The following is a 23,924-nucleotide window of genomic DNA, read 5'->3' as shown; positions in this document are numbered from 1 at the left end:
ATCTCGCTTCTTGTACCCAATACCTTTCTTAACTTGGGTTAATTAGTGTTTTAAATTCTCCCCCTTATTTTTCTTGCAGTTTTTTAATATAAGGTTCAAAATACCTACCTATTTTTACAACTTCACCCATTACAGTGCTTACTTTTTCTTCCTCTAAGAACCAATTATTTTCTTCAATATTTTTCTTATCTGAGACAGATGCAACATAAAACTCTATATCCTTTGGAAATACTGATTGATAAGTTAATAATGCGCGTCTTGAATGATATGCCTTACAAACTAATATAGCCTTTTTTACAGTTATATTGTTTTCTTTTATAACCTTCCATGAAAATTCTGCATTTTCAAAGGTATGTGCTGCTTGATCTTCCTTTAGTATTCGCTGTTCTGGTACACCTAATTTTACTCCTATGGATTTTAAAAATTCCCATTCTGAGTTATAATCAGGTATTTTAGGATTATAGTGCCCACTTGGCAATATATATGGTGCTAACCCCTGTTTATATAATTCTGCTGCCTTCTCCATCAATTGGGGATGACTTCCCCCTGGCACTAAAATTATATCTGCTGGTTTTATTTCCGTTTTCACAAAAACTAAATCCGTTATACAATCAAAGAGATAACTCATTTTAAAACCTCCATTTCCTTAGCTATTTCACATAACATTTTAAACTTTTACTAATTAAATACTTAGTAAAATTTAGCTTAGCATCATAATTAAGGCTTGTCTAAATGAAGAGCCTTCTCATAAGCTATTACAGCTAAATAGGAAACTTATACTCTGCTATTTCGCTGAAATTGCCATCCAAACAGTAATATACAGTATGTGCTTTTTTTGAGTATACCAATGAAAAGGCTGTAACCCATTCCTCATTTCGTTGACTTACTGAATTTAATATATTAAACGCTTTGCTAATATCTAATTCCTCTACATTTGATAATTCATTAGAAACTGCTTTATAACGTGGACAATTACTTTCAACATTTTCATGTAAATGCTCCCATAAAGAAAAGTTAGTCATAACAAAAAATGGTGAATCATTTACTGTATTATTTATATTTCCACGGCCAGGCTCCACCACCCAAACATTTGCATTTGCATCACAAATCATATTATGACAACTCCAGTCTGGTGTATTAACAACTTCAATATTATCTAAGTACTCCCCCAAATTCTCAGGATGAATAACTTCATTTATAATATCTGTAACAAGCTTAGTTGTATGAGTTACTTTTTTGCTTGGTCTTCGATATAGACCTTTACCGTTTGAATTCACAACAAGGCTATTAAAAAATCTACCACTGCTATCTACTCCAAAGGAAGGATATTTTCCACGGCCCCCATCAACAAGTACTGTGAACCACTTAGAATTCTTAGTATCTATTGCATATTTCATGCCATTGTTATCAAAATTCATTCCTATAATTGTATCCTTACCTCTATAAATAAAGCTTGTACACACAAATATCATCTCCTCGTATATTAACTGTTTATAATAATAAACTTACTTTTCTACGTAAGCATATATAACTGGCATATTAAAACATATCCCATCCTCTTTCTTAAAGTTCTCAAGTTCATTAAATACATCATTTTTAAACTCTTCAAGCTTATCTAAGCCCAAAGCTTCTACTTGTTCAAAAATCCCTCTTACAGCATTAGCCCACATTTCCATCCACCACTGTTCTTTACTTTCATAAATAACAACATTATTCTCTTCATAAACCTTAATGTTTTTAAACCCTTCATCTTTTAATATTTTTGTTACTGTATCCACCGTATCAAATTTAGGAATATAGTTTTTAGCATTGTTATTAATGCTTTTATTATCATTGTTGATATAATTACCAATGATTTTTGTCAACCATTTTTGTTCTTCTTGTACTCCCCATATGCTAAAGCTAGCCTGCCCACAAGTTTTTAAAATCCTTTTTACACCTTGTAGTTTATTTTCACTTAACATAAGGTATCCAAACCCAAAACCACAGAAAACATTATCAAAATAATCCTCTTGAAACTCTAAGTGCTCAGCATTCATTACCTTAACTTCTGCATTACTTATATTCTTACTTATAATATCTTTATAGGTTTCTCTAACCATTACTTCTGAATTATCAATACCAATAACATGTCCAGTTTTACCCACTTTATGTATTGCTGGAAATAATGAAGCACCTCTACCCATTCCAACATCTAATACTTTTGCTCCACTTCCAATGATTGATAGTTCAACCAACTTAAATCCAAAGCTATCCCAATACTTTGGTCCTACTTTACCAAAGTTTAATGCAACCTTATCCCATAAGTTAGTGCCACTTTTATTTTCGTCACTCATTTTTTTCCCCTTAATTACTATTTAATAATAGGCTGTGTTTTATAATAATGCTAAAAATATATAAGTTTTAAGGAAAGCCAAAGGACTTCCCCTATTTAATTTTATTTAAACTTATTCACACAAATTCCACTTGTCTTCTATTGTGATTTCTCGCAGTACTTTACATGGATTACCTACTGCAATAACACCTGCTGGAATATCTTTTGTTACTACACTTCCTGCTCCCACTATACTTCCTTCACCAATAGTCACTCCTCCGAGAATAGTGCAATTTGCTCCAATCCAAACATCATCTTTAATAGTAATTGGTTTTGAATCTCCTATCCCTTCAGCTCTTTGCTTTGAATCAACTGCATGACCTGCACATGAAATACAGGTGCCTGGTCCGATAAATACATTTTTCCCAACGTGAATTGGTGAAGTATCCAACATGACACAATTGTAATTGATAACTGCCATTCCACTAAAATGAATATTGAAGCCATAATCACATCGGAAAGTTGGTTCTATAAAGGTCATTGGTGTGCATGAACCAAAAAGTTCCCTTAAAATTTCCTGCCTTCTTTCATTGTCATCTGGTTTTGTATTATTAAACTCCCACAACAAGTTTCTTGCATTTGTTTTTAAAGTAGGATCCATGTCCTCATATTTAGATATATATGGTTTATTCATCTTCATTTTTTCTTCAAAATTCATAGTATTATTCTCCCTGTTAAATTATCATAAAAATTGTAATTAAATCAAACAACTTTATTCCTGTAACATTACTAAAATCTATATACTTTAAAATACTACATTTATGTAATAAATTATAATTAATCTATACCCTAATTATAATATTAATTTCAAGATAATATATATATTAACACTGATATTGATTCTTTGAATTACTTCAAAATTCTTGTCCAATACTTTTTTAAAAGCTCATCCACTTTTAGCAGCTTAACTCTCCCTCTTACTATCCTATTGTTGCTATGTTTTCCTTTTTGCTAGGTTTATAAATCAAATAAATACATATCCCACTAATAAAAGTTACAACTACATACCATAAATCAAACATCTTAAGTTCCATCTTAAATTTTGAGTCCCCGCCTTTACCATATCGTAAATACTTTGATATAATTTCTTCCTTTATGCTATTTCCGTTTGCATCATATAAATTGAATTTTCCCATTGGAGATGCTTCCTTCAGATTACTTAGTGCTAAAATATAATAATCCTCCTTTGAAACATCTACTGTAATTCTTCTTTCATCTGTATCAATAAATTCAATAGTGTTAATTTTATTGTCATAATTCTTACCTGCAAAAACTTTGTAGCTATCTTTACTAGTTTCTTCACAGCCAATGAGGATAGTATCACCATTGCTATTATGAGCAGAAGTAAGTAAACATCTCCCATTAATTCCTTTATTAAAAATTGCATAGCCCATTCCACCATTAAATGTATACATTGCAATTATTTTATTGTCTATTATTTTTTCATTTTGTATCTTTATACCTTCAAAATCCTGAAAACTTTGAATTTCACTTTCTAAACTTGCTCTATCTTCCTTTGTTGGATATTGGATATAATATAACCCTATAAAGATAGCTAAAGTAGCAAGCACAATAAGTAAAGCCTTATATATTTTCTTCATATTCACTATATCCCCTTTCAATAGCTCTTAAACATTTTTTTCATATGCATCTATAATTTCTTCAGTTATTCTTACCCTATCTCTAGCTATATTCATATGACCCTTTTCATTTTTTCTCTTTCTCCTTTCTCTTGCCAGAATGCTTTTATTAAGTCCCGTTTCCCTTGATACTTCTGAAAAAGTGCTGCCTTCTTCTATTGTATCTAGTGCCTTTTTTAATTCTAGTTCTGTATATCTTCTCATTTAATTCCCCTTTTCTATAACCCTCATATTAAGTATTGTATATATCTTCACTTATAAGTAATTAATATTTAGTCTTATTATCCTTTTCATTACCATGTTTAAAGTTGCCAGTTACCTTTGCCATAACTAGCTGAGTTTCTTTTGTATCTGCGTTTTGTATTTTGGCCAAAAACTCTTCACTGAGTTTTCCTTTTAATATGGTTACTTGTTTACCCTGCCAATAAATAAAGACCTTCTTATCTTTAGTAACCTTATATGAAAATGGTTCCTCATCAAGAATATTTCGCTTGTCAATTTCACTCTCTTTCACATATTTCACCCTTTCTTATAATGGATTTTTAGCATAGCCCTTTACTTATTGAAGATAAGAGAATATCTATAATGCTGATATTCTTTTCCTCTAAATAATTCTGTAGAATAACCCACCCTAGTAAACCCAAGACTTTCTGCAAGTTTTACTGACTTTTTGTTTTCTATATAAATAGAAGCACTTATAGTCTCAATCTTCATCTTATCTTTAGCAAATCCAACAATTTCTTTAACTGCCTCTTGCATATATCCATTTCCCCAAAACTGTTCCTTTAGATCATAGCCCACATCAACAGTGGAATTTGAAGTATTCCAACAATGAAATCCACAAGTGCCCATTTTTACACCATCTGATTTTCGTATAATAATCCATCTATGTTGTAATCGTGGTTCAGGTTCTAAATAAAACTCAATAATTTCATCAGCACCACTAATATCTGTCAATGGCTCTGCATCAAATAAATATTTATTTACCATTTGATTTGAAAACATATCAAATATAAATTCTCTATCTTTAACATTTATATTTTTTAATAATAATCTCTCTGTCTCTAAATTTGTAAAAAACATAAGTTATCTTTAGTGAGAGAGTGTATAACAAGCACTAAACTCCCACTAAAACTCACCTCTTTTCCTTTTATACTATTTTCTGTATATAACATATTAATACCTTTGCTGGTAATTCGGTATATAATAAAAGTGTGCCATACTTTATAACGAGCATACTCAACATTATATTGGACTCCTTATATCATGAAAATCAACCTCATAGCAAGCAAAGTAAGAATAAAATCAATGCCACTAAAATACACCCAAATAAAGTATTACGTTCTGTCCCCTGTTCTTTCCTAATTTTTTTCATTGTAGAAACTATATTAATGTACAATAATACTCCAGCAAAAATTAATACAAGTATAAATGCACCCAAAATATTTCCCCCTCTTGATTATTAGAATCACATTTAGTTCGTTCCAAATTACCACTACGACTTAATTCACCCTTACTTATAATACAAAACCAACCCAATTTCTTATTTCTTTATTGATTATTTATGGCTTTATCTTGCAGGCAAAATCATTTCTGTTGTTTCCGTACCAGCTAAAAATCCCATTTGATGATAAAGCATTTCTGCCTCATTACCTAATGTTACAAATAGTCTTAGTGTAGGGTAGCCTTCTCTTAATACTGTTAATGCCCTTTTTAGCATATTTTTAGCTAGTCCTCTTTTTTGAAAGGATGGCTTTACAGCTATATCATAAACATTAGGCCATTCTTCCCAAATAGAAATTAGGCATGCACCTACTAGTTCATTAGTTTTCTTTTCATAAATTAGAGTAGACGCTTTATTTACTAAAGTATTTTTCGGGTTTTTAGCAAAATAAAACTCAGCTGATTCACTCTCTTTTTCAAAACTTGTTCCATCTTTACTTTCATTACTAAATGCTTCAGTAAATAGCTTTGCTATGTCACCTTTCTTATCCTCTGTTACTGAAACAATTTCATAATCACAATCCCAAGTTATATGAAATTCCTCCGTAGGTCTAATCATGCATCTTCTAGACTCTCCACTCTTAAAACCTGCTCTTTGATAGTATTTAACTTTATCTGGTTTAACTGTGCCAACATAAATTGGTTTGTTACTATCTGAGTAAGTTAATAATAAATTTTTTAACTTGCCTATTATAAGATCATATTCATTATGCGGTGGTTGAAGAAATAAACAGTTCATATAATTTAAATCTAGTAATACACCACCAATTCTGAAATTATCTTTCTTAATCCAAAAACATATATCACAATCTTTTAAAACTGAACAATAAGTATCAAAGCTCTGCCTAAACCAAATGTTAGTTTCAAATACTTCATATACAGCAAAGTATACTGAGAACTCCTCCCACTGAGCCTTCTCAATACTATACCCATCCTTTAAATCATATTCTTTTAAATCCTTTGACCAAACTCTCTCCATGGTTTGTCTCCCTCTAATCCATTAAGTCTACCTGCTTATGCTAACTTTTCATTGCCGTTCAGTATAAGGCATCTTCAAAAAATAAATAAGTCAGTATGCTCGGCTATTTTGTGTTATACTGCGTCAACAGAACCCTTAGATAGCTCTACTATCTGCAGAACCTGTTTCCTTATCGCACAAGCTTGCTTGTGAACTCAAAATATCCTTTACATCTTTGACTTGTTATTTATTTTCAGATGCCTAATTGCATATAATGCCTAAATTATAATTTAATGTTTTACAATTTCTCTTTTTAACCATCTATACTTCTATATACTTCTTTAGTGACTGCTCCATTTTTCTCAAACTTAAGATTTTACGCCTACCTATGGCCATCTAGCTTAGCCTTAGCAAACCCCATATAGGTCATTGTTGCTCCTGTAGCTATCTGTGGAATCTCAAAGCCACAGTTTTTATAAAAATCGTAATTATCAGGAGTTGTATGTGCCCACCAATTTCCATGAGGCAATTTTTGTAGACATAACTCCACAAGTTTTTTTCCTAGGCCTTTTCTACTGTATTCCTTCTTAACAACTAAGTCTTGTATTGTAGCAGTCATAACTCCATCTGATACCACCCTTACCATGCCTATGATATCTTCCTTATGCCATACAGTGAAAACCCACATTGAGTTTTTAAAGCAAATTTCATACTTTTCATCTTGCCATTGAGGTTGACTATTGCTTGCCCAGCCAGCTTCCACATACATTTTCTTTATAGTGTCGCCTTTTAATCCATTGGCCCCTTCTCTAATAATCATGCCTTTATAATATTGGTACATAACCATTCCCCCTTACATGTTCCCTTAAAAATAATCTTTCTGTAACTATTTCCATTTTACACCTCTATAATTTATTGAATACAAGTTAAAAGTATTCATTTGGATAAAACTCAAGGCAGAATTAAATCCTTTGTTAGTATTCTACTTTCACTAACTTATAGTAAAAACAGTACTAGGATTTAGAATTCTGCCTTGATTACTTAATTGCTTAGTAAATTATCTTCTTAATTTTACCATAATTTTCATTAAACTGCCAAACTTATAATATTACACTACTCCTCATTAGTTTATATCTTTTGAAACTCTAGCTAATCATTAGAATCTAAAGATGGCTCTACATTATAGTTTCCCTTCAAATATCCAATAAGATGGGAATGAAAAATGTATATTTTCAAATACTAACTTTTCATCTTCCCTTGATACCACTGCTGTAAGTCTTACTGGATAAGTGTAAGCTTCACCTGAAGCCCCTTCCCTTAAAGAGCAGGCTACAGCTTTGTGTGCAGCAAATATTTTTTCCTTAGATTCAACATCATTGCTAAATAAATTACCTAGATCCTTTAAAGTAAGTTCTGCCAGATTATCTTCACTTATATCTTTCTTTAACAATCCAGTAGCTTCAACCCAAATAAGTTCCTTATTGTTTTGAGCAATTGCATGGTCTAAGTCTAGTGAAAGAGTTAAGTCACCTTGCTGAGAGAAAAATTCACTTATACTATTAACTCCAAAGTGTAGGTTGTTTTCAGTGCCTATAATTGAAGGTACATTATATTTTGTAAAACATTTTTTAACTATTTCCTCTGAAACTTCACTTTGCCCAATTAATTCTGATTCTAAGGTTCTTAAAAGAACTTTTAACTCTTCTGTAATCTGATTATTTTTGTATTCCTTAACCTTGTTATTTTGATTATTATAATTCTCTATAAACTCCTCTGAACTTTCAAATCGTTCATCAGGGAAATTAGATTTTGCAAGTGAAAACTGTAGATGAGAGATTTTCCACTCACCCCCATCTTCTAAAAGTACTCCACTTAATCCCATTGGCCATAGATACTCTCTCTTCTTTCCTTCACGTTGATGGTAGGTTAAGGTTAAAACTTGGTTAATAAAAGCCACCCTTTGCTTTGGTGATATCTTACTATCTTCAGCAATATTTTTAATAAAATCAACATAGCCATCGTATCTTTCTGGAGTATGCTCAAAGGAGTAGCTTACATTACCAGTGGTTGAAAACCAAGCAGCTTGATTTTTCATAGAAATATGGGCATCTTCCCAATTAATGTTCACATTTCCCCAATATTCCCAATCACCTTTAATCAACTCCTTAACTTCTTCACTACCTAAAAATAGTTCCCCAGTTGCAGTGCCTAAAACACAAGTATCTTCTCCCTTAATAAAAAGTTCTTCTACAAAGGTTTCCACCTTTTCTAAATTTCTCTCAGTATATCCCTGCTGAAACTTTTCAAGGACTTGTCTTATTTCTATATGTGCATCATTATCACACTTTTTTACTTTTTCTAAAGCCCCATTCGTATCTTTATCTAATAAATTAATTTCAATCTTTCTCATAATTAAATCCCCTTTTTTATTAATTTCCCCAATGTTCTTTTGTTGTTTTTGTAATTTTAAATCCATTATTCAAATAAAGCTTAACAGCTTCCTTATTTATATCTGCTACGTACAAGATAATGTCTTTAACTCCAAGCTGTTGTAAATAGTTAATTGCAAAGAGTAAAAGCTTCTTTCCATATCCTCTATTTTGATATTTTTCATTTACAAAGAGATGATCTATTACATTATCATGTATTTCAACGGACCCTATCATTTCTTCCTTAAGGAACATCAGATAAACTGTATCCTTCTTTTTTATCATGTCTTCTCTTGTGTAAAATTCATCAGGATCTAAATTTGTAGCTAAACTTAGACTACGAAAACAATCACAACAAATTTTGCGATAATCCTCATAGTAAGCATCACAATAATTAACTAAGGTAACATCAGATTTTACTTTTCCACCACAATATTTCATTTCATGAACTATAACTTCACTCATTTTCTCCCATCCCCTTTTAGAACCTTAATAATCTTTTTATAATATATTTTTCATACAATTCACCTTGATAAAAAACATATTGCTAAGCTACATTTTTTCTCAATTACCTTTGTTAATGCTCTAATTCTTACATTCTTTATACCAATAAAAAGTGTAATGTGAGTGTTGCTCAAATCCTAAGTTTTTATAAAACTCATCCCTTGATATTACATAAGCTTTTTTAGCCCCTAATTCTTTACATCTTTTTAAACTTTCTAATACAACCGCTTGTCCGATTCCTTTTCTTCTATATTCATGTACTGTACATACTGGTTCTACATATGCATAATCCGTATTTTTATCATACCAGCAAGCACAGAAGGCAACCCAATTATCTCCGTCCTTAGCAACCACATTTAAATGAAAGTTATTTTGAGGTGCTGAAAGCATCCTTCTAAACTTTGCTATGTTTTCCTCATCTTCAGGTATATCACCTTCATGATCAAAACCATACCATAGTACTTTATTATAATTAAAAACATCATCTAAGTTCTTAACATTACTAATCTTTATATTTTCAGGAATAACATATTCAATATCAGCTGTTTCTAGATTTATTTGTAATACATTCTCTGCATTTTCATTTACTACAAAACTATTTCTTTTTAATAATTCAATTGATTCTTTATCTGCATCATTAATTGCTATTCCAAGGCCATTTTCATCCATGTAATTCTCAATACAATATTTCAGCATAGATTCTTCTAGAAATTTATACCTTTCATCTACAAGGAAAATTGATTCACCTAAAACATGATCATAAGTAGCTATTCCAATTAATTCATTCTCATCAAACCACATTCCTATTTTATCTGATATACTATTGTCAAATTCAGCATGATGAATCATCCATCCCCATCTAGCCCAATTCCAATTAATGTGCTGTTCACTCTGCTTTGATATTTTTATAAGAAACTCACAAACCTTAAAATAATCATCTTTACTATAATTTTTAAATTTTATATCCATATAATCAGCTCTCCCCAACGATAGATTCTACTCCTAATATCATCTTTATTAATAAAAATCTCTTTCATTACTTTCACTTTATAATATATTTAAAACCCTCTAGTTCACCATAAATTACAAAAGACTTAACATTTACAATGGGGTATGACACCATTATTCAAACTTTCTTACTTCAGGCATGCCCTCATTGTAGTCCGAGTACTGAAGATGTTGAACAAGCCATTTACCATCTTTTCTCACTAATACTCCTGAAAACCTCATTGGTATAATAAAGGTCTCACCTTTCTCTATTTCGTACATATACCCGATAGTATCATTAAGAGCTTCCAACAATTTATGTTTAGGTATCTCCTTAGAGCTAAATGTATATTTATTTGAGGAACTGATCCAGCCAAGCATTGTTTTATCCGTTATATTTCTTTCTAAAAATGCTTTTGTAGTAAAATAAGCAACATCCCCATTAACTGAAATTAACGCATTGTCTACATTAAACTTAAAGTCTCCCCAATACTTCCAATCAGATTCAACAATTCCTCTAGCAGCATCAACCCCAAGGCAAAGCTCATCTGCATCTGTACCTATTACTATTAAGTCTTCATTGAGCAAGAAAACTTCCTTCATATATTCATCAACATAATTTACATCTCTTTTTATATATCCATCTTGAAGTATTTGAAGGGTATTTCTTACTTCTTCATACTTAGCCTTTGAATTTACTTCAGGCATTTCAAATATACTTTTAATATAAGTTTCATCATCTAATCTATCTGGCCAGGTCTCAGAATCAAAGGAAAACTGCATCTGATGGAATTTCCAAGTTTGATTTTCCTTTATAAGCACACAAGTAAACCTAACAGGCCATATATAATTTTCACCTTTTTCTATCTGTCTTAATGTATTAGCCATTTGGCTTGCCGCTTTAAGGGCATCTACCTTGCTTCTATCTTCCCTGTCTAATAGTTCTTTTACTTTCTTAATAGTATTTTCAATATATTCATCCTCAGTTATTGTGTTTCTAATAACCCCAATAGAAACAACCCAGGCTACATTTTCATCTGCAAAAATCTTAGCCTCTTGAAATTTGAAATTTACATCCTTCCAGTAGTTATTTTCATTAGCCAAATGAGATTTTATAAGCGTTTTTATATCCTCAGTATTAAAACACCACTGCCCCATGCTGCTACCAAGTACTGCAAGACCCTCCCTTGAAGAAAATTCTTCGTCTACATAATTATCAACCTTTTTAATATCTTTGTATTTGTATAGCTCTTGAAAATCTCCGAGGACTTTCTTTACTTCTTCAATTGAATTTATATTCTTATATCTTTCCATGATTAATTCCCCCAAATAATTTATTTTTGCACTTTAGTCATTAACTAAATACATATCGTTGATTGTTTTGTTTTTAATAAACCCCATGTGTTCATAAATTTTCATTGCTGGATTGTTGCTATAAACAAATAGTCTAGTTGCTGGGTAAATTGTGTTTGTACAGCTAATTGAATTCTTAATTAAATAACTTCCAATTCCCTTTCCTTGATGTTCTGGACTAACAGCAAAGCTCATAATTAATGGAAGTTCTTCAAATTCCATATGCAAACATGATCCTACAACCTTATTTGTGTCCCTGCAAATCACTACTCTTGAACTATTGTAAAGTGCAGCATTGTTCTTACTATATTTAATGGCACTATCTACATGTTCCATATAGCATTCCTTACTATCCACTGATTTAAAAGCGGGATTTGCTGAGTATGCTGCTATTAATAACTCTGCAATTCCTTCCTTATGCTCTTCACTAACAGCTTTTATCTCATAGTTTTCAGGAACAATGGCTTCCATAGATTCTGTAGGTCTAGTCATCCAAAAACCATCTTCAAAAATTGTACACCCTTTACTTTCATAAAAGTGCAAATACTCCTCTAACACTTCTTGAATTAGTATATTCTTATTTTTATCTGATATTTTCTTTAGGTATTTTATTACCTTGTCTCCTATAAATTCATAGTCCTTATATGGTGGAACAATAAATAGATCCGCCATAAAATTAGGCTTTAAGAGAACCCCACCAACAACCTGCTCATCTTTTAAAATTAAATAACCCGCATCTATAAGTTTTGCTTTCTCTAATAATAAGGATGATGACTTTCTAAAATAATAATTTGCATACTTCTGACCATGATAAATAATATAATATTTAGAAAACACCTCTGGATCCTTATACACTAACTTTATATTATCCCTTAAATCAATTTCCTGACCTATACCCTTCATTTCTAATTCTCAGTCCTTTCCCATTCAAAATCAAATATTAACTTGGTTGTTTTTTTGCTTCTGATACCGCCCAACCTTGGTGTTCATGTAAAAGTTCTATACACTCATGAGGGTACATCCAAATTAAGATTTGATCTTTTTCCATTGATTCTAAATCATCATTCTTAACAATTACTTTGAAGAAAAATCCAATTGGATGTCTATATTGATTGAATGCTTCAGAAAAATAATATTTGGATGCTTCTCCAATAAATTTATCAATAAATATACTACATCCTAATTCTTCATTGAACTCTCTTACTAGGCATTCTTCTAGTTTTTCTCCATCTTCTAGTCCCCCCCCAGGCAAAAAATGACCATATTCATTTTTAAGTACTGCTACCTGCCCAATATCATTAAATGCTACCCCATATACTCCTTCTCTCAGAATATAATTTATACCATCAATCTTTTCTCCAAAGATTATTTTATTTTTATTATTCAATTCAATAACCATAGTTGCCTCCACATGATTTTGCTTATTATATAATAATCTATTTAATGGTCCCTAATAATTTTTAAAAATTCCCATGTCCTATCTCATTTACTATTAAATCATTCATATTTATCTTTGAGGTCCTATTTTTTACATATATTACTTATACTCTTTAAATACATTTTCTTTGTTAAGCCAAAACATATCTCATTATGATAGCTTCCATTCATATAAATACTTTCCTTAAGTAAACCCTCTTGGTCATACCCTAGCTTTTTATGCAATTTAATACTACCCTCGTTGCTTTCTAAAACAGTAGCTGAACATTTATTTAGTCTTCTTTCCATGAACCCATATTGCAAAAGTATCTTCATTGCACTTGTCCCATAGCCTTTGCCTTGATATTCTTTAGCAATCCTAAGTCCAATTCCAAAGGTGCCGTGTCTTTCCTCATCTAAGGAAAAAATTATTCTTCCTACATGTACACCATCTAAGGTTTCCATAGCATAGACTGTTCTGCCATCTTTTGTTTTGCAATTTTCAACTTCCTTACTATACTCTTTTGCCTCTACAACTGTTGGAGGTAAATTAACCTTATATCCTGCTAACCTACCTAAAGATGTATCAAATCCAGTATTATAGATCCATTCCCAATCTTCTTCTCTCCAAGGTCTTAGTCTTACCTTTTCATTTTGCCAAAAATAATTTTCATATGCCGCTTCTCTCACAAAGATTCCCCCTTAATTTAAAATCAACTATCAGCTTTTAAACACCTATTATTCCATCTTATTTTATATTGGCTTCATAATGCTTTTCATTAAGCCTCACTACCTCAAGTTCTTTTATTTTCTCCTTCAGTTTCCATGCTAAACTTTCAATTCCGAAGACTTCTGTGAAGGTATGACTTCCAATGACAAGGTTTATCCCTTTAAGCTGGGCATATTCAATGGTATATAAATTACATTCACCTGTAATGTACACATCGCACTTATTTTCTACAGCTTCCTTAAGGCAAGCTGTTGGCCCTCCATTACCGCAAAGTACACCCACTCGCTTAACTCCTTTATTATTAAACCTCCAAGATTTAACGGGTTCTTCAAGTAGATTTTCAATACTTTTTACTAAATCATTGAATTCAATTTCTTCATCATATTCAGCGATTCTACCGAAATATAAACCTTCCCATTCATGAGTTTTTTTAACATTTCCTAAATTTAATTTTTTTATTAAACTATCATTTGTGCCAAAGTTACAGTCATCAAGGGGTAAGTGATTATAGTAATGACTTATACCATACTCTGCTAGCGTTTCTATGCACGCCTCTTTTAACCCATATATTTCATCCCATGCAGGATGGTGTGTCACCATCATATCAACTCCATGAATTCTTGCTTCCTCTATAGTTTCCAGGGTTAGGTTAACACAGTATCCTATTTTTTTAACTTGTCTATCTGCATGGTACGTAACCCCAGATTCACTAGAATAGACTTCCTTATTTGTTACATCAAAAAGGTCATTAATTCTTTCAACAATATGTGAAACCTCCATATACTACCTCCCAATTTATCAAACTTTTATTTAATCGTAATCCCTTATATTGTGCATTAATTATCTAATATAAATAAATTGCAGTAGTTTATATTAGAAAGCATGTTTCCATAAAAAGATATTTTAGATTCATAAACATTTGAGCCTTTAATAGTTCTTCTATTGGTAACTCATCAATTAAATCTCCCCATTAATTTAAAATCCTCTATCAACTTTCATACATCTAGTATTCCAAATATTTAAACTATCCCGGAATGAATCTTTGTCAATTTTAAATGTTATTTCATGGAGCATACTTCCACTAAATTCCTTACAATTAACTTCCATGCTACTTAACAAGAATTATTAAGTCACCAAGTGTTTTAAATCCATTTTTTTCATAAAATTTTTGTGAGGGATACTCTTTTTCTGTGTTTAACATTATTCCATTCATTCCTTGTTCTTTAATATTTTCTTCTATTGCGTTTATAAACCAGCTTCCAATACCCTTGCCCTGCATTTGATAACTAACACAAAATTCATCAATATAATATTCAAAGCCTTTTATCCAGGGCTTTTTCATTCCAATACTTAAAGCTACTATTTTATCATCTAGCATAGCTGCATAACCTACAAAATAGTTATTAATAAAATGATTCTCAAAAAACTTCACTACTTGTTCTCTTGATTGGTAAATATCATTCCACGGTTCTTTAGTGAATGTATCAATAAATAAATCCACACATTCATCAATCATATGTTCTTGTATTTTTAATAAAAGAAGATCTTCCATTTTCCCCCTCCTCATACTACTTATTTTTACTCTTTGCATAGCAATAAATTAAAATTTCCTTAATAGTAGAAATTATTATAGAATACTCAATATTTTCTCAATAATTTCCTTACCTAAAATTACATTATGGCCTGATATACAAGTATCAAAATCCATATCCATATACTTTAAAAGAGTGGCATGATAAAGCTCTTTTTTACAATAAATATTAGGAATAATTTCATCAAGATTATCCCCAATATTATCACTTACATTAATCACTTTTTCTTCCTCATCTATTACACTTATGGAATCAATGGTATGCCCAGGTGTGTATATAATTCTTATTTTATCTTCTGGGAAATAAAGCTCCTGTTCAAAAACTAAGTTAGGAAGATACATTTCTACTTCCCCTTGACAATACTGCTTATTCTTATCCATCATCTCTTCCCAATTTGATTCAATGATCTCTCTACATAGTTTATGGGATATAATTATGGAACTTTGAAATGAACCATTTCCCCACACATGGTCCCAATGATAATGTGTATTTATTACAATAATAGGTTTATTGCTATCTTTTATATATTCCTTAATTGGCTCCATACTTAAAGAACCTAATCCTGTATCAATGATATAATTATATTTTTCTCCCATAATTAGATGAATATTTAAATCCCACCCCGAAGAGGTAGTATATGTAAATAAAACACCTCTATTTTTTATTTTTTGGATTTTCATAATAATTCCTCCTGACTTACCCCTAAGGGGATTAACCTTTTATAACCTTAGCTATATGTGTGTTCTGAATAGCATGAAACCTCAATAAATCCATTTCTTTCATAAAACCTTCTAGCAGCAGTATTTGTTTTTACCACTCCCAGTCTTACCTTATCAATAGCCTTAGTTTCCTTCATGTTTTTTACACAGTGTGCTAATATATAACTTCCATACCCTTTGTTTTGATGTTTTGGATTTACAACAAAATCCATAATATAGTTCTCTTTTAAAATGTAAGCTCCAATCAATTCCTTATCTATCCAAAATGAATAAACTTGGTTATGTTTATTCAAAGTATTAAGTTTTTCATGAAATTGATCTTCATTTTTAGCATAGCTATTTATTTCCCAATGATTATCTATATTTATTTGATAATATGCACTATCAAATAAATGAACATATTCTTTTAACATACTTCTTTCAAAGCCTTTAACTGTTAAATTACTATTTTTTAGTTGAGGTATTTCTTTATTGACATATTCAAGGTAGTATCCTTCAATATCTAATTTAAAGCCCAAATTTCTTACTAAATTAATTATTTTCAGGTTATTTCCATATACATTGAAACATACTTCTTTTGAACCTACTTTTGAAAGATCTTCATTAGTTTTATTTTTGATTATCTCTAGAATATCTTCTATGTTATCTTCATTAAGAAAAGATGCATAAAAAACACAACAATCCTCACTATGAATTTTTACAAACACACCACTGTTTTTATCTGTAATCAAAGAGTATAATACCTCAATATTTTCAAAAGAACTTTGTACATAATCCCTTGCTTGAGGGGATATGCTTTCTATAAACTGCAATATTTCTTCTTGTAACATTACATCAACACTTCCAATACTAATTATTCTATGGACAAGAAGGAGTACTTTAATCCTAGTTGCTAACTAATCTCCTTATATAAACTCTTTCCATCTCCACTTCTTTTCTACATTGCTATTTAAACATTCCAATATAATTTTGGACGCACAACCTAGTGCTAGTCCAATTTTTCTACAACCTACTTTGTTCCCATAAGAGAAATCAATCCATGTGCCAAGGTTTCTCCCCATGATAAATAGTCATGAGCGCTATTAAACCATTGAAAATCAACTTTATAACCCTTAGATACTAAGGTTTCTCTTAAATTTATATTTGCATAAATCATTTCCTTATGTTCTAAAACTCCTACATTTAAGTAAAACTTCAGTGGCAGTTTAGCTACTTTTTTAAACTTGTCACTCATAAAACAATCCTCTTTAGTATCACTAAACCCTACTGACTTATACCAAAAAGAACCTGATTGAGAAAGAACATTCCCAAATATCTTTGAATAGTTTAACCCTAAGTAAGCTGCCATTAATCCTCCATAACTAATCCCACAAATTATTGCCTCTTCTGGACTTTTAGAAACATTATAATTCTGCCTAATCCATGGAATTAACTCTTTTGTAACAACTTCTGCAAAAGAGTCACTACAGGTAAGCTCCTCATCTCTTGTTTCTTCTTTTGAATCAATAAACACTGCAACTATAGGAGGTATTTTTTTAGAAGCTATAAGATTGTTCAGTGTTTCTATTGCAGAAAGATAATATATATAATCATCACCATCTGTTAGAACCATAAATCCATAGGGTTTTTCTTCTTTAGAATATTCATAAGGTGTGTAAACTCTAACTCTGCGTTTATCCTTTAAGTTTTCACTTTCAAAGCCATATTCTTTAACATTGCCTTTTGGTACATCTTCTATTTTTCTCGTCCACTTGTCTTCTGGTGCTTTTGGCATTATTACATAAGAGCTTTTACTATATGCCTCTTCATTTTCCACCTTAAAGGTTATTAATTTTTTATTGAATCTATCATATACGAATCTATTATCATATCTATCACCCCAATTATTATCTAGTGGATCATTTGGCGAAAAGTAATACATTAACCGCATATCATTTTCTATTTCATAAGTAATGTACCATATGTCCGTTCCTACTATTCTTTGCATTTGAAAATCTTTATAACTATCTTTAAATCTATCTTGTCCTATATTTGGTACAAACAAAACACTTGTACAATCTTTATCACCTTGATATACAAAAGTAACTAAATTATTTTTGGTATCACTTTCAATCTCTTCTATTACTGGAGTACCTGACTTTTTTAAATCATACAAAAATTCTTCTACAGCCTTATCACCATATCGTTTAAAACACTCTTCTAATTGAAGAATAATCTTACTATTAAGTAATGATTTTTTCATACTAACCCTTCCCCTCATCTTTACTGTATAATTTCCTCTAATCCCCCTAAAACTAACTCCTATTCTATCTATATCCTTATCTTTATACGATCTTATATCATAGCTTTTTCTTAGTTGAATTAAATTTAAGTGGTTAAATCCACATATTAGATTTAATTAAACTAATTTCTCTTCTGGTATAAATACAAATCCCAATTCTTCATATAAGTCTATTTTTTCTTTACAAGTTTGGACTATAACTAATTCCATATCCTTTTCCATTTCTAATCTGGAAGCTTCAATTATAGTTGCCATCTCAATTTCTCTATTTTTAGCTTCTTCTAACACAGTAGTAAAGTAGAAGTAGCTCACTTCCTCAAATCTTACAGTAGAAGTTGCTGAAACCACCTTTCCATTTAAGTATCCTAGATAAAGAGTAAAAGGTAATTCTTCTTTAGTCATAGTGGCAAATAGTTCATCATTGAATACTTTAAATTCTTCTTTATTATTGCAATAAGCTGAAGTAACTATTTCACACCACTTTTTGATATTCTCTTTATCTTTGACTTCCTCAACCTTAAAGTCATCTACCTTACAAGTTATTTTATCTAACTCAAACATGGTGTTATACCCATGGTTTTCTGTAATGTTATCAATCCTTAACCTATTTTTAAGAGGTTCTAAAAGGTTTTCTATAAATATTTCTTTTCCTTTTTTGCTTGCTTCTACTGTTTCCTTAGGAAATCCTACATTTATTCCAAACCATTCACATTTTCCATAGGGAATAAATCCACACTTGTTAGCAAGTCCTGGGGACATGCTATTTCCTTCAACAATTTGTAGGTAAGGAATCTTTCCTCTTTTAATGATTTTCTCTGCAAGATCAATGGTTACATCCACCGCATAGCCCTTCTGTCTGTGCTCTTCCTTGGTATACATAATTCCCATAGAATCATCTTTATGAATTAATACCCAGCAGGCAATATTCCCATCCACATATACTGCTGAAGAAGGTCTATTTGTTATATCTTCCCTTATTTCATGAATGCTCCAAGGTGATCTATAAGTGTAGTACTTATCAACTACTTCAGCATCTTTTACATCTATATCTCTAACAGGAGTTTTGATTAAGCTTAAATCTAAAGCCTCTTCAGGTAAGTAATATAGATTGCATTTGCTTTCCCAAGAATTCATAAATCTGGTTCTAATTTTATCTGCTATAGATTTTTTAAGCCCTGAGAATCCAAAAAATCCTTCTACAAAATGACTTTCTAACATTTCATCTATGAATTTATCATCTTCCGAGTATATATAGTTAAAATAATCCTTTCTAACCATTACTCCCTTAGGAGCTTCTTCATCATCCACATATATTTCTGCATCAGGCATGTTATCTATTACACCTAATACATTTAAATTATAAATAAGATCACTTTCTAAAAAGTCTCTTATAGCTTTATTCATTTTTACTTTCATTAACATTTTAAATAACCTTCTCTTTCCACTTGTTTCGTTTAAAATAAATAATTATGATTGCTGCTTCAATAATTACAGATAGGGCTACTGCTATCCATACTCCATTAGTTCCCATGTTAAAAGTCTTAGCTAGTAAATATGCAATTGGTAACTTTAACACCACATTTGCAATTAAGGATGAAATCATAGGAGGGAAGGTATCCCCTGCTCCCTGAAAAACTCCTCCATAAATTGTTGGGAATATAACAAAAATTACTCCAACATAAACTATTCTTAAATACTCTGCTCCAACCTTTATAACTTCATATTCTCTTGAAAATATTTTCATGATTCCCTCCGGGAAAATGAAATAAGGTATTGCAAATAAAATCATATTAAAAACTGCCAGTTTCATACCCTCTTTTATGATATTGTCACAGCCATGAATATCTTTTCTTCCAAGGCTCTGACCTACCATAATTGCAATAGCTGTAGATAATCCTACAAGAAATATAAAAGTATAGTTAAATAATTGGCCTCCTGCTCCAAAGGCTGCTGAAGCTGAATTTCCCCCTACTTCATAAACTAGCCTTACCATTAGCATTCCTGTTATAGGTCTTGCAATTTGTTGTATACATGCCCAGCTTCCAATCTTTAAAATTCTTAAGGTATTACTTAGTTCTAACTTCATAGATTTAAGAAAACTTATAAAACTCTTATTATAAATTCTTTTAACTAATAAATAAGCTATAGCTACTATTGAAAATACCATAGATAATACAGATGCCCAGGCAGCACCTGCTATTCCCATATTTAAAGGGAACATAAATAAAGGCGTGAAGATTGCATTAATTATATTTGATGCTCCAAAAATATAAAGAGGTGTTTTTGTATCTCCAAGGGCCTGCATAATTGTTCTTGCCGCTGAATTTAAAAACACAAATACTGTTCCTATAAACATTACTGAAAGATACTCTCTTGCAAACCCTACAATTTCAGGTCCTGGATTAAACATAAGCTTTATTATTGGCACCGTGTAGATATAACAAAGAACGCTAAGAATTCCTCCAATAATTAGTGAAATTAGAAAGGCCTCCCCACTAAACTTTCTAACGGAGTCCATATCCTCTTCCCCATAGCTTCTTGAAACTAAAGCTATAACCCCTGCAGAAACTAAGGTTGAAAACACAAATACCACTGAGGTTGCTGAGTTAGCTATGGATGATGCTGCAAGTGGTGTAGTTCCAAGGATAGATATAAACATCATATCCACTGTTCCAAGTAAACTTTGGAGTATCATACCCACCATTACTGGCCAAGATAGCTGAAATATTTTTTTTAAATCTGACGTTGCTTTAAAATTTGTTATTCTTTTAATCATTTTATCCCCCATTCCTCCTGCTGATTTAAAATTTTCTTTATCATCCTAATCCCCCTAAATAACTTAAACTTTTTCCTATTATATAGGGAGCCGTAGTTAATACTTAACTTATACATGAGTCCTACCCTGGTTCCCTTAAGGCTTTTTGAACCTAAATAAATTAAACCTTAACTAAGGAAGCCTGTAATTGCTTAATTTCCTTATTTATTTTTAATTATGTTCTTTTATGAAGTGCACCTATGGCTGTAGTAAAAATCAAAAAAACAAAAGACTATAAGAAAGCACTGCCTTCCTATAGTCATAAATACCTATTCTATTTTTCAAAACTGCTTGCACATAAACAAACCTAGCAAAGCTAAGTTCATACACTTTAAGAAACCCACCAATAATTCATATAGATAAATTAAATTTAGGCTTTTTTAAAGCATTTAATATGTTAAAAACTTCATATTAAAACTTAAAGCACATAATTGAAAAACAATATAATATTTAGATTCTATAAAATGACTCTTTCAACTTACTATTAAAGAAGCATCACAAAAAGACCTAATAACTAGGTATGGAAAAACTTCTTTTGAATTTTCATTTTTGAAAATTACTAGCAAGTATATCTAATCATTAATAGAACCTCCTTAAATAAACACAAATTAATTTTATCAACTACTTTGGAAGAAACTCTAATTCAAACAAATGTACTTTGTTCCATGAAAGCTTAATTTTAAGCTAAGAATTACCACCAAAAATCATGAGATAATTCATCTTCCAAATAATCATTAAAACTTATATTACAATTATATACATTGTTACTAATTATATCAAGAATTATTTTTTATTTTTTCTAAATTTTCTTTCATTTATTTTAAACATATTTATATTTATAACTGGCTAAAGCCCTTGTCACTATGGCATAATTCACAAAAGGTCAAAGTAATATTAAGATAATTAATATCACTTTGACCTTTTATACAAACCTATTAGTAAATGCTACATAAGTTTGTTGTAGATTTTTAAAATAGCTCGTCTAATAATATATAATAATGAATCTTTGAATAGTCAATTTTATCTAAGCCGTATTCTTCAAGAAATATTGGTACCATTTCTTCTCCTAAATTGCTTTTTATGGATCTACACCCGATGCCTATATCTTGGTACCTATCACAGATTCCCCCTCTTCCCCAGTCAATAAAGCCTGAAATATTGTAGTCCTTATCCAATATGATATTAGGAAGGCAATAGTCTCCGTGAGTTAACACCTTATCATCACTATTAGGCTTATTATCTTGTAGTTCTTTTAATATTTTCTCTGGGGTAATATTGGGGTCAGTACTTTTTATGTCTTCCTCATCTACTAAACCATTTTGCACATTAAATTCTGTAATCTTTAATTTAGTTTCTAGCCTTTGATCAAAATTGCAGTGTTTAATTGGTACACTATGAATTAATCTTAATCCTCTACCTAAAGCTTTTGCCACTTTTACCTTGTCAGTATCCTCATCTATCATTGAAGAATCCTTGCCACAAACTTCGGACATAAGGAAAAACTCATATTCTCCACTGTGTCCATGATATAGCACTTCAGGAACAGGCAACTTTCCCTTCATCCAATTTAGCAAATCAACTTCATAGTTGAAGTTTTCAAATTCATTGCTACTTACTTTCAAATACCTATTGTCATTTTCATCTTTACTTATAACTTTGTAAACCATAGTATTTGAGCAGCCTACTTTGTTTTCTTCATAACTACAACCTTCAAGAAGTTCTTTTAACTCCTTTGGAAAGCTACAAATCATCTCATCTATTCTCATAAACTTAGAATCCCCTCTTATGTTCTTCTTTTATATTTTCAACCTTTTATATCCCCTTATCTTACACCTTAATAAAAGCCTTAAGATAATAAGTATAAACTTTCCCCCCACTTATTCTCTCTTTTTTCTACTACCTTATGACTTAACATTGAGACTATAGCTTAACTTAATTCAATTAACATAACTTTTCTTTTAATATACTTGCAATCTCTTCAGTAGCTTCTTCAATAAATTTGTCCATTTCTTCCTCTGTTATGTATATGAAGTTTTCTTTGGTCTCTTCATTTTCTCCTAGGTAAAACTGAGTTATATACTTAACTTGCAATTCAAAGGCTCCCTTTGGAAAATAATCTAGATAATCTGGAACTTGTCTAACATTTTTAAACACTGTAAAAAACATGGATTGTGGATTTTTACTTAAATATAAATAATCTAACCCATACCAATCCTTTTTTATTGTCCAAATAAAGTTTGAATCCTTTTCTAGACCATTCTTATAAAGTGGAAGCTCCTTCTTCTTTTTATAAAGCTTTGACCACTGAATATCCGTAAGTAAATGCACATAATACCCCAATAGAAAAGAGTATCTTTCCTTATCTTCTTTTACTTTTAAATTACTTAAATACTTATTCCAAAACCCTTCAGCATCAGTTTTTTTATCTTTATCTAACCAGTGGGTAACTTTCTTTGGCGGATTAAAACTGCTCCAATCTTCATTTGGTACTCCTGAATCTGGCCCAATATTTCCAATTAGAAATGGAGTTACCTCCAAGTTAAAATCTCTTTTTAACATTTTTTCCCCTACTCTTAAATGTGCAATCCATGTTGCCATATTACTCTCCCTCATTTATTAAATT

At 30.9% G+C, this 23,924-nt stretch carries 27 protein-coding genes; all 27 read right to left on the bottom strand.

Going from position 1 to position 23,924, the window contains the following annotated elements; all coding sequences use genetic code 11:
* Positions 1 to 64: 64 nt before the first annotated feature.
* The 27 genes from C661_RS0103100 to C661_RS0102965 all read right to left on the bottom strand — a co-directional run bounded on the left by C661_RS0103100 (position 65) and on the right by C661_RS0102965 (position 23,899).
* On the bottom strand, positions 65 to 628 hold the full coding sequence (locus tag C661_RS0103100) for a YdcF family protein (RefSeq protein WP_017413834.1): 564 nt from the start codon (positions 626 to 628) through the stop codon (positions 65 to 67).
* Positions 629 to 761: 133 nt separating this feature from the next.
* On the bottom strand, positions 762 to 1,472 hold the full coding sequence (locus C661_RS0103095) for an Ntn hydrolase family protein (protein WP_242825968.1): 711 nt from the start codon (positions 1,470 to 1,472) through the stop codon (positions 762 to 764).
* A 33-nt stretch (positions 1,473 to 1,505) separates the two neighbouring features.
* Complete coding sequence (locus tag C661_RS22605; protein WP_017413832.1) at positions 1,506 to 2,336, bottom strand: class I SAM-dependent methyltransferase; 831 nt, start codon at positions 2,334 to 2,336, stop codon at positions 1,506 to 1,508.
* Between the two features lie 111 nt (positions 2,337 to 2,447).
* Positions 2,448 to 3,032, bottom strand: coding sequence for a sugar O-acetyltransferase (locus C661_RS0103085; protein WP_017413831.1), 585 nt, complete (start codon positions 3,030 to 3,032; stop codon positions 2,448 to 2,450).
* Positions 3,033 to 3,294: 262 nt separating this feature from the next.
* On the bottom strand, positions 3,295 to 3,975 hold the full coding sequence (locus tag C661_RS0103080; protein WP_017413830.1) for a hypothetical protein: 681 nt from the start codon (positions 3,973 to 3,975) through the stop codon (positions 3,295 to 3,297).
* Positions 3,976 to 4,002: 27 nt separating this feature from the next.
* On the bottom strand, positions 4,003 to 4,218 hold the full coding sequence (locus C661_RS0103075; RefSeq protein WP_017413829.1) for a hypothetical protein: 216 nt from the start codon (positions 4,216 to 4,218) through the stop codon (positions 4,003 to 4,005).
* A 61-nt stretch (positions 4,219 to 4,279) separates the two neighbouring features.
* Complete coding sequence (locus tag C661_RS0103070; RefSeq protein WP_017413828.1) at positions 4,280 to 4,528, bottom strand: hypothetical protein; 249 nt, start codon at positions 4,526 to 4,528, stop codon at positions 4,280 to 4,282.
* Between the two features lie 41 nt (positions 4,529 to 4,569).
* Positions 4,570 to 5,097 carry a GNAT family N-acetyltransferase gene (locus C661_RS0103065; RefSeq protein ID WP_017413827.1) on the bottom strand — a complete coding sequence of 176 codons (528 nt, stop codon included), beginning with the start codon at positions 5,095 to 5,097 and terminating at the stop codon, positions 4,570 to 4,572.
* Positions 5,098 to 5,293: 196 nt separating this feature from the next.
* Positions 5,294 to 5,455: a hypothetical protein gene (locus C661_RS23540; protein WP_017413826.1), complete on the bottom strand. Its 162-nt coding sequence runs from the start codon at positions 5,453 to 5,455 to the stop codon at positions 5,294 to 5,296.
* A gap of 129 nt (positions 5,456 to 5,584) precedes the next feature.
* Positions 5,585 to 6,496, bottom strand: a complete 912-nt coding sequence (locus tag C661_RS0103055) for a GNAT family N-acetyltransferase (RefSeq protein ID WP_017413825.1) — start codon at positions 6,494 to 6,496, stop codon at positions 5,585 to 5,587.
* Positions 6,497 to 6,857: 361 nt separating this feature from the next.
* Positions 6,858 to 7,316, bottom strand: a complete 459-nt coding sequence (locus tag C661_RS0103050) for a GNAT family N-acetyltransferase (RefSeq protein ID WP_017413824.1) — start codon at positions 7,314 to 7,316, stop codon at positions 6,858 to 6,860.
* 339 nt (positions 7,317 to 7,655) lie between these two features.
* On the bottom strand, positions 7,656 to 8,885 hold the full coding sequence (locus C661_RS0103045; RefSeq protein WP_157785670.1) for a nuclear transport factor 2 family protein: 1,230 nt from the start codon (positions 8,883 to 8,885) through the stop codon (positions 7,656 to 7,658).
* A gap of 19 nt (positions 8,886 to 8,904) precedes the next feature.
* On the bottom strand, positions 8,905 to 9,369 hold the full coding sequence (locus C661_RS0103040; protein ID WP_017413822.1) for a GNAT family N-acetyltransferase: 465 nt from the start codon (positions 9,367 to 9,369) through the stop codon (positions 8,905 to 8,907).
* Between the two features lie 120 nt (positions 9,370 to 9,489).
* Entirely contained in the window at positions 9,490 to 10,377 is an 888-nt protein-coding gene (locus tag C661_RS0103035; RefSeq protein ID WP_017413821.1) for a GNAT family N-acetyltransferase, read from the bottom strand.
* Positions 10,378 to 10,530: 153 nt separating this feature from the next.
* Positions 10,531 to 11,709 (bottom strand): nuclear transport factor 2 family protein, encoded by a 1,179-nt coding sequence (locus tag C661_RS0103030; protein ID WP_017413820.1) that lies wholly within the window; start codon positions 11,707 to 11,709, stop codon positions 10,531 to 10,533.
* Between the two features lie 33 nt (positions 11,710 to 11,742).
* Positions 11,743 to 12,651, bottom strand: coding sequence for a GNAT family N-acetyltransferase (locus tag C661_RS0103025; protein ID WP_017413819.1), 909 nt, complete (start codon positions 12,649 to 12,651; stop codon positions 11,743 to 11,745).
* Positions 12,652 to 12,688: 37 nt separating this feature from the next.
* The gene (locus tag C661_RS0103020) at positions 12,689 to 13,147 is read right to left on the bottom strand and encodes an NUDIX domain-containing protein (protein ID WP_017413818.1); all 459 of its coding nucleotides are present in this window, start codon (positions 13,145 to 13,147) and stop codon (positions 12,689 to 12,691) included.
* Positions 13,148 to 13,269: 122 nt separating this feature from the next.
* The gene (locus C661_RS0103015; protein WP_017413817.1) at positions 13,270 to 13,854 is read right to left on the bottom strand and encodes a GNAT family N-acetyltransferase; all 585 of its coding nucleotides are present in this window, start codon (positions 13,852 to 13,854) and stop codon (positions 13,270 to 13,272) included.
* A 58-nt stretch (positions 13,855 to 13,912) separates the two neighbouring features.
* Entirely contained in the window at positions 13,913 to 14,674 is a 762-nt protein-coding gene (locus C661_RS0103010) for a Nif3-like dinuclear metal center hexameric protein (RefSeq protein ID WP_017413816.1), read from the bottom strand.
* Positions 14,675 to 15,002: 328 nt separating this feature from the next.
* A complete protein-coding gene (locus C661_RS0103005; protein ID WP_017413815.1) occupies positions 15,003 to 15,446 on the bottom strand; it encodes a GNAT family N-acetyltransferase in 444 nt (147 codons plus the stop codon).
* Between the two features lie 75 nt (positions 15,447 to 15,521).
* Entirely contained in the window at positions 15,522 to 16,166 is a 645-nt protein-coding gene (locus C661_RS0103000) for an MBL fold metallo-hydrolase (RefSeq protein ID WP_017413814.1), read from the bottom strand.
* Between the two features lie 47 nt (positions 16,167 to 16,213).
* Positions 16,214 to 17,035 (bottom strand): GNAT family N-acetyltransferase, encoded by an 822-nt coding sequence (locus C661_RS0102995; RefSeq protein ID WP_017413813.1) that lies wholly within the window; start codon positions 17,033 to 17,035, stop codon positions 16,214 to 16,216.
* Between the two features lie 179 nt (positions 17,036 to 17,214).
* Positions 17,215 to 18,447: an alpha/beta hydrolase-fold protein gene (locus C661_RS0102990; RefSeq protein ID WP_026050913.1), complete on the bottom strand. Its 1,233-nt coding sequence runs from the start codon at positions 18,445 to 18,447 to the stop codon at positions 17,215 to 17,217.
* A 156-nt stretch (positions 18,448 to 18,603) separates the two neighbouring features.
* Positions 18,604 to 19,902 (bottom strand): GNAT family N-acetyltransferase, encoded by a 1,299-nt coding sequence (locus C661_RS0102985; protein WP_192812642.1) that lies wholly within the window; start codon positions 19,900 to 19,902, stop codon positions 18,604 to 18,606.
* A 7-nt stretch (positions 19,903 to 19,909) separates the two neighbouring features.
* Positions 19,910 to 21,262, bottom strand: coding sequence for an MATE family efflux transporter (locus tag C661_RS0102980; protein ID WP_017413810.1), 1,353 nt, complete (start codon positions 21,260 to 21,262; stop codon positions 19,910 to 19,912).
* A gap of 1,007 nt (positions 21,263 to 22,269) precedes the next feature.
* On the bottom strand, positions 22,270 to 23,067 hold the full coding sequence (locus C661_RS21195; protein ID WP_017413808.1) for an APH(3') family aminoglycoside O-phosphotransferase: 798 nt from the start codon (positions 23,065 to 23,067) through the stop codon (positions 22,270 to 22,272).
* A gap of 175 nt (positions 23,068 to 23,242) precedes the next feature.
* A complete protein-coding gene (locus C661_RS0102965) occupies positions 23,243 to 23,899 on the bottom strand; it encodes a zinc dependent phospholipase C family protein (protein WP_017413807.1) in 657 nt (218 codons plus the stop codon).
* Positions 23,900 to 23,924: the final 25 nt, after the last annotated feature.

Origin of the sequence: Clostridium tunisiense TJ (assembly GCF_000300195.1) — a bacterium.
Taxonomy (GTDB): Bacteria; Bacillota; Clostridia; order Clostridiales; family Clostridiaceae; genus Clostridium_J; species Clostridium_J tunisiense.
The sequence above is the reverse complement of the archived record's forward strand: the minus strand, read 5'-3'. Positions and strand labels throughout refer to the sequence as shown.

What these genes read in the sequence shown, in the direction of transcription:
- C661_RS0102985 (WP_192812642.1), bottom strand. Translation starts at nt 19,902, where the DNA reads ATGAAAGTAAAAATGAATAAAGCTATAAGAGACTTTTTAGAAAGTGAT.
- C661_RS0103100 (WP_017413834.1), bottom strand. Translation starts at nt 628, where the DNA reads ATGAGTTATCTCTTTGATTGTATAACGGATTTAGTTTTTGTGAAAACG.
- C661_RS0102965 (WP_017413807.1), bottom strand. Translation starts at nt 23,899, where the DNA reads ATGGCAACATGGATTGCACATTTAAGAGTAGGGGAAAAAATGTTAAAA.
- C661_RS0103055 (WP_017413825.1), bottom strand. Translation starts at nt 6,496, where the DNA reads ATGGAGAGAGTTTGGTCAAAGGATTTAAAAGAATATGATTTAAAGGAT.
- C661_RS0103030 (WP_017413820.1), bottom strand. Translation starts at nt 11,709, where the DNA reads ATGGAAAGATATAAGAATATAAATTCAATTGAAGAAGTAAAGAAAGTC.
- C661_RS0103065 (WP_017413827.1), bottom strand. Translation starts at nt 5,097, where the DNA reads ATGTTTTTTACAAATTTAGAGACAGAGAGATTATTATTAAAAAATATA.
- C661_RS0103050 (WP_017413824.1), bottom strand. Translation starts at nt 7,316, where the DNA reads ATGTACCAATATTATAAAGGCATGATTATTAGAGAAGGGGCCAATGGA.
- C661_RS0103045 (WP_157785670.1), bottom strand. Translation starts at nt 8,885, where the DNA reads ATGAGAAAGATTGAAATTAATTTATTAGATAAAGATACGAATGGGGCT.
- C661_RS0103010 (WP_017413816.1), bottom strand. Translation starts at nt 14,674, where the DNA reads ATGGAGGTTTCACATATTGTTGAAAGAATTAATGACCTTTTTGATGTA.
- C661_RS0103035 (WP_017413821.1), bottom strand. Translation starts at nt 10,377, where the DNA reads ATGGATATAAAATTTAAAAATTATAGTAAAGATGATTATTTTAAGGTT.
- C661_RS0103005 (WP_017413815.1), bottom strand. Translation starts at nt 15,446, where the DNA reads ATGGAAGATCTTCTTTTATTAAAAATACAAGAACATATGATTGATGAA.
- C661_RS21195 (WP_017413808.1), bottom strand. Translation starts at nt 23,067, where the DNA reads ATGAGAATAGATGAGATGATTTGTAGCTTTCCAAAGGAGTTAAAAGAA.
- C661_RS0103095 (WP_242825968.1), bottom strand. Translation starts at nt 1,472, where the DNA reads ATGATATTTGTGTGTACAAGCTTTATTTATAGAGGTAAGGATACAATT.
- C661_RS0103085 (WP_017413831.1), bottom strand. Translation starts at nt 3,032, where the DNA reads ATGAATTTTGAAGAAAAAATGAAGATGAATAAACCATATATATCTAAA.
- C661_RS22605 (WP_017413832.1), bottom strand. Translation starts at nt 2,336, where the DNA reads ATGAGTGACGAAAATAAAAGTGGCACTAACTTATGGGATAAGGTTGCA.
- C661_RS0103075 (WP_017413829.1), bottom strand. Translation starts at nt 4,218, where the DNA reads ATGAGAAGATATACAGAACTAGAATTAAAAAAGGCACTAGATACAATA.
- C661_RS0103040 (WP_017413822.1), bottom strand. Translation starts at nt 9,369, where the DNA reads ATGAGTGAAGTTATAGTTCATGAAATGAAATATTGTGGTGGAAAAGTA.
- C661_RS0103080 (WP_017413830.1), bottom strand. Translation starts at nt 3,975, where the DNA reads ATGAAGAAAATATATAAGGCTTTACTTATTGTGCTTGCTACTTTAGCT.
- C661_RS0102995 (WP_017413813.1), bottom strand. Translation starts at nt 17,035, where the DNA reads ATGTTACAAGAAGAAATATTGCAGTTTATAGAAAGCATATCCCCTCAA.
- C661_RS0103000 (WP_017413814.1), bottom strand. Translation starts at nt 16,166, where the DNA reads ATGAAAATCCAAAAAATAAAAAATAGAGGTGTTTTATTTACATATACT.
- C661_RS0103020 (WP_017413818.1), bottom strand. Translation starts at nt 13,147, where the DNA reads ATGGTTATTGAATTGAATAATAAAAATAAAATAATCTTTGGAGAAAAG.
- C661_RS0102990 (WP_026050913.1), bottom strand. Translation starts at nt 18,447, where the DNA reads ATGAAAAAATCATTACTTAATAGTAAGATTATTCTTCAATTAGAAGAG.
- C661_RS0102980 (WP_017413810.1), bottom strand. Translation starts at nt 21,262, where the DNA reads ATGATTAAAAGAATAACAAATTTTAAAGCAACGTCAGATTTAAAAAAA.
- C661_RS0103025 (WP_017413819.1), bottom strand. Translation starts at nt 12,651, where the DNA reads ATGAAGGGTATAGGTCAGGAAATTGATTTAAGGGATAATATAAAGTTA.